General features: G+C 60.9%; 5 protein-coding genes and 1 pseudogene. All 6 read left to right on the top strand.

The window, feature by feature from the left end; all coding sequences use genetic code 11:
• Positions 1–176: transposase (locus FS320_RS39295; RefSeq protein ID WP_192926244.1), on the top strand; the 176-nt coding region annotated here is incomplete at its 5' end.
• 283 nt (positions 177–459) lie between these two features.
• Positions 460–645: a hypothetical protein gene (locus FS320_RS39290; RefSeq protein ID WP_152717807.1), complete on the top strand. Its 186-nt coding sequence runs from the start codon at positions 460–462 to the stop codon at positions 643–645.
• A 1,147-nt stretch (positions 646–1,792) separates the two neighbouring features.
• Entirely contained in the window at positions 1,793–2,053 is a 261-nt protein-coding gene (locus FS320_RS39285) for a ParB N-terminal domain-containing protein (RefSeq protein WP_152717805.1), read from the top strand.
• Positions 2,054–2,227: 174 nt separating this feature from the next.
• A pseudogene (locus FS320_RS39280) lies at positions 2,228–2,972 on the top strand (IS6 family transposase).
• A gap of 132 nt (positions 2,973–3,104) precedes the next feature.
• A complete protein-coding gene (locus FS320_RS39275; protein WP_162003537.1) occupies positions 3,105–3,512 on the top strand; it encodes a DUF4112 domain-containing protein in 408 nt (135 codons plus the stop codon).
• A gap of 78 nt (positions 3,513–3,590) precedes the next feature.
• Positions 3,591–4,197, top strand: a 607-nt coding sequence (locus FS320_RS39270) for an ATP-dependent metallopeptidase FtsH/Yme1/Tma family protein (RefSeq protein WP_192926406.1), incomplete at its 3' end; no start/stop codon positions are given.

Genomic DNA, 4,197 nt, shown 5'->3' with positions numbered 1-4,197 from the left:
ATCTCGCCCGGGCGGAGTTCGCAACGCTGCGGTTGCGCCTGCTCAAGATCGCCGTGCGGGTGCAGGAAACCACCAGCCGCATCCGACTGGCCTTTGCCTCGTGCTGTCCGGAAGCGGATCTCGTCCGGCGTCTTGCGAGCGCTCTGGCACCCCAGCCCCGGGCGGCCTCGCCCTGAGCGCCGGGGCTGCCATCGCCCCGGTCATCCCATCCCGTCCCTGCCAACGCGTTCCCCACGTTCCAGACCTTGCCGCGGTGAAAGAAACGCAGCGGATCGGCACGCCCGCGCTACCAAATAGGCCCCGAAACAAACTCTGGTGAATAGGAACGGCTAGTGGGTTTCGCCAGCGAGATCCAAGCCGGGGCCGCGCTGGAGGCAGTGGCACGGGCCAAGCGGCGGCGAGGCTATCGGGATCTCTGATCGCCAAGGATTGGCCCTATTGGGCGAGTAGCCCAGGATCATGGCTGAACAGAACGCGCAATCTCTCGATGCGGCGGTTGAGGAGACGATTGAACTGGCCCATCAGGCCATCGAGCAGACCCGCGCCGAAATCGCCCACTCGCAGGCCTTGAGCCAAGTCGAAGCCGATCTTGCGCAGGCCATCGAACAGGTCGCCGAGGAACACGGCGCTCCTGCTGACGAGTGATCAGGAAAAACCATGAGTGGCGGCTGGTCCCCAATCAGCGCCGCACCGCGGGACGGTACGCCTGTGATCCTCTGGATGGCTGAGGACGATGATCCACCTGTTCTCCCTCTGACCGTGGGGTATTGGATCTTCAACCCTCGGACACGCATGGGCTATTGGTGGATCTTTGGAGATCCGCCGCATTTTTGCTCCGACAGGCTAATCCGCGGTTGGAAGCCGCTTCTTCGCGATTGAGATGATCATCTTGTAATTCCGATAAGCAGGCAGTATGGAACGCGATTTGAAGGTTTCGGGAAGTGTTCTCGCAGGCTTATGGAACCCTGCGCCGGCTATTCAGTAAAACCCGCTCCGCAGCAGGCCTCAGCCGGGGCCTGAATACTCAAAGCAACTTGCGAGACGATCCAGCCGGAATCTCCGGTCCCGTTTCACTTAGGTGAAGGCCGCGGTCGGGCGCAGGGTGCATTCTCCAGATCGTGGATTGTTGGTCCTCCTGAGCATCAATCCACCTTCGAAGACACGCAAACGACTCTTGTCCGACAGCTCCCTCGTTGGGTGCCCCGGCGGGGGAGTTTTCGTGTGGGCCCGACAGCCGGCCGGATTGAGCAGGAGGAGAGGCCGAAACGGCACCGTCCCGGCCTCTCCACACCTGGCCCCTGAGCAAGGGAGCCGCCGCATCTCCAGGCGGGCAAACCATAGCCAGCTTTGCACTGTCCTACAGCAGCAGCCTTCGCCTACTTCGTCCGGAAGGAATTCGGATGATGGCGGCCGGCACTGGCAGGAGGTTGGAGAACAGCATCACCAAGGCTATCGGGATTTGTGAGAGGTAGTTCTCTTAAGCCCTACCGGATCGTGGGCACTTCCCGCATCATCAGTGATGATAGAAAAGCTTAGAGGGCGCCTATGGCTTCAGAAGAGGCGATAGCTCTAACACTCATATCGGTGATGGCCTTTATTGCCCTGGGGGGACCCTGGGTTCTCGTCTTACTATCCAACTATGGTTCAACCGACGATAGCTAAAATCCGAACCCTTCTGATACAGCGCGACGGTTTGGATCCGCGAGCCTCTCTTCGAGAGGCGCCTTCCTACGCAAGCCAACTTGTTGCGCATAAGCTTCCTCCGAGACGACATTGTACTGGAGCAATTGGAATGGTGTTGAAGCGGCAGATCCTCGCGATCCAAGATGTCTATGTGCCTGTGAAGCGGCGTCAGACCCTTGATCCGCACAAGGTCGAGGCCATGGCAGAGAGCATCATGGATAAGGGCCAGGATGCGCCCATTCTGGTGCGGCCAGACGGCCATCGCTTTGTCTTGGTTGAGGGGCTCCATCGCTTGGAAGCCTGCAAGGCGCTTGGGGAGACAACTGTTCCGGCCTATCTGGTTCAGGCGCGTAAGCACAGATCGATGTAAGGATGAGTGCTCAAGGGAGATCGTCGAAGCCCGAACGATTAGCCTCAGACCTCAACAGGAGTTCTGCCCTGACCGCCTTGAACTGGTTGTCGATAGCTTTCTCAGGTCATTCGAGCCGTCGGACGGCATCGTCACATAAACGAGATTCGATCGAGAGTTGGTGTATGAGGCGGTATGAAGAAGCCCCCCCCTTCGCTTTACGCTCGCCACCGTTTCCCAGCCGAGGCGATCAGCCTCGCGGTCTGGCTGTACTTCCGGTTTCCGCTCAGCCTGCGCATGGTTGAAGAGATGCTCGCGGCCGGTGGAATTCAGGTCAGTCACGAGACGGTGCGACGCTGGGCTGAGAAGTTCGGTCGAGAGTTTGCCAATCAGATCCGCCGCCGCACTCGACGTCCCGGGGACCGATGGCATCTCGATGAGGTCGTCATCACGATTGCCGGGAAGCGGCATTATCTGTGGCGGGGGGCTGTCCGGATGGCTTTGCCCTTGATGTGCTGGTCCAGAGCCGCCGGGATCGCAAGGCCGCCAAGCGCTTGATGCGCAAGCTGTTGAAGAAGCATGCCGTGGCCCCGCGCGTCATGATCACGGACAAACTTGGATCTATGGCGCTGCTCGCAGGGAGACGGGCCTGGGCATCGAACATCGACAGCACAAAGGCTTAAACAATCGAGTGGAAAATTCACACCAACCCACTCGCCGACGAGAGCGGCAGATGAAGCGCTTCAGGTCGGCCGGGCAGGTTCAGCGCTTCCTCTCAATCCATGATCCCATTGCTAACCTCGTTCATCTGCGGCGGCATCAGCTCGCCGCCGCGGACTATCGCACGGCCCGAGGAGCCGCGTTCGGAACATGGGCCCAGGACCTGTCGGTCGCATTGTCAGGCGAACCGAGGGGGAGCGGGTTGAGGCCATTGCCTTGAACCCAGGCGCCCCAACCCCCACCTTATCATTTATCGGGGTCCGGGCCCCTCTGGTAGCCTTCTATAGGCTGCGATGTCGGACTCTCTCACCTGAGGAGCACTATGATGTGCGCTCCGCACTGGGAGACCACTGTGACGTCCTATTCCTACGCATCCCCTCTCAGCGGCACCTCCTTCCGCGCCACCGAGACGCGGACACGGCTTGATGCACTGGCGCGGTTTCTCGACAGCGCCATTTGCGTGCCCGGCACCAATTTCCGCTTCGGCGCCGACGCGCTGCTGAACCTGATCCCAGCCATTGGGATGCTGACCTCGAAAGGCATGTCGGCCTACCTGATCTGGGAGGCGCGACGCCTCGGCGTGCCGCCCGGGACGCTCCTGCGCATGGTTGGCAATGTCGGTGTCGATTTCGCCATCAGCGCGGTTCCGCTCGTGGGCTGGGTTGGCGACGTATTCTACCGCTCGAACCTACGCAACATGGCGCTGCTGCGTGATCACCTCGACCGAGTCCATCCGGGGCCGAACATCTTCCAGAGATGACAGTGCTCAGGGAAAGGATTGGGGCCGGCTGCTGCCCTCATATCTCAGCCAGAACTCTGCCGTTCAGAAAGTCTAGCAATGAACAACCCCAACGCCGCGCCTAACTTTCGCAATTTTGCGATAGCCGCTGCGGTCATGTCCCTGCTGTCGATGTTCTACTTCCAAAGCACGGCGCGACCGCAACCTGATCAGCTCCCTTACTCCGCCTTTGTCACGGCAGTCGAGCAAGGGGAGATCCGCTCCGCCACTATCCAGGGGCAGGAGGTGATTGCAGAGCGCTCCGCGGGCGGCATCGTCACCACCTATATTCCGCAGGGAGCCGGCCTCATCGCTCAGCTGCAGCAGAAGGGTGTTGTGATCAGGGCCGAGCCGCCGCCACAACCGAGCCTGCTCGGCAGTCTGCTGCTTTCACTTCTGCCGTTTGCGTTGATGATCGGCATCGTGATCTGGCTGTCCCGCAACGCCATGAACAAGCAGGGCGGCGGCGGTCTGATGTCCATCGGCAAGTCCAAGGCGAAGCTCCTCACCGAAGCCCATGGCCGCGTGACGTTTGATGAGGTGGCCGGCATCGACGAGGCCAAGGAAGACCTGCAGGAGGTGGTGGAGTTCCTGCGCGACCCGCAGAAGTTCCAGCGCCTGGGCGGCCGCATTCCCCGCGGCGTGCTGCTCGTCGGCCCTCCCGGCA

Origin of the sequence: Microvirga tunisiensis (genome assembly GCF_009296175.1) — a bacterium.
In the GTDB taxonomy this organism is placed as follows: Bacteria; Pseudomonadota; Alphaproteobacteria; order Rhizobiales; family Beijerinckiaceae; genus Microvirga; species Microvirga tunisiensis.
The sequence above is the reverse complement of the archived record's forward strand: the minus strand, read 5'-3'. Positions and strand labels throughout refer to the sequence as shown.